A 1,126-nucleotide genomic window follows, 5' to 3' on the forward strand; every position below is an offset into this window, starting at 1 on the left:
AGTTTGATCTAAGTTTTATATTTTCAGAGAAAAAAGGTCAGTTATCCTTGCATGTAGAGTACAATACTGATATTTATGAGCTTTCTTTTGTAGAACGTTTGGTTGCACATTTTGATACATTTTTATCAGAATGCATCCAAAACCCAGATCAAGAAATAGCTACGATTAATTATTTGGGTTCTGATGAGGAATTACAATTATTATATGATTTTAATAATACAACGGTAGCTTATCCAGCTACTACTATGGTTGAATTATTTGTCACTCAAGCATTACAAACACCGGATCGGATTGCTTTGATAACTGATGAAAAAAGCTTTACCTATAAAGAGCTGGATGAATTATCCAATGAACTTTCACATTATTTGTTGAGTAATTATAGTTTGTCTACAGAAGATTTAGTAGGTGTAAAATTGGATCGCAGCCAATGGCTTCCTATTTCTTTGTTATCCGTTTTAAAAACAGGATGTGCCTATGTACCTATTGATCCTAATTATCCATCGCAGCGTATTGCCTATATAGAGGAAGATAGCAAATGCAAGGTGACAATAGACGAAACTGTTATAGCAGAGTTTATAACATCTAGCCCTATTTCGAAATCTCTTCCAGAGGTATCATTTAATTCTGACAATTTGGCCTATATTATTTATACCTCAGGCTCAACAGGAAAGCCCAAAGGTGTAATGATTACTCATAAAAATGCCTCCTCAATGTTGCATTGGTCACAAAGAGAATTCAGCGATACTGATTTTGATATTTTATATGCAGTAACGTCACATTGTTTTGATTTATCGGTATATGAGTTTTTCTATCCTCTTAGTATTGGCAAGTCAATACGCTTATTAGCCAATGGATTATCTATTGCAGATTATATAGACAAAGATCAAAAAGTGTTGATAAATACCGTTCCTTCAGTGATTCATTCGCTTATCGATAAAGGAGTTTCATTTGAGAATGCAGTAGGAATCAATCTAGCCGGAGAAGCTTTTCCGGTTAGTATCGCTAATTACTTTAACGGTTCTGGAATTGCAATAAGAAATTTATACGGTCCATCGGAAGATACGACTTATAGCAGTTATTATAGAGTAGAAGGATTTTATGAAAGTTCAGTACCAGTTGGTAAAGC

1 protein-coding gene is annotated in these 1,126 nt (G+C 33.9%); it reads left to right on the forward strand.

Annotated features, from left to right (window positions below; translation table 11 throughout):
- The coding region (locus WFZ86_RS20080) for an AMP-binding protein (RefSeq protein ID WP_342693604.1) at positions 1-1,126 on the forward strand (1,126 nt) is incomplete at both ends.

The organism is Flavobacterium polysaccharolyticum (assembly GCF_038739875.1).
Lineage (GTDB): Bacteria > Bacteroidota > Bacteroidia > Flavobacteriales > Flavobacteriaceae > Flavobacterium > Flavobacterium polysaccharolyticum.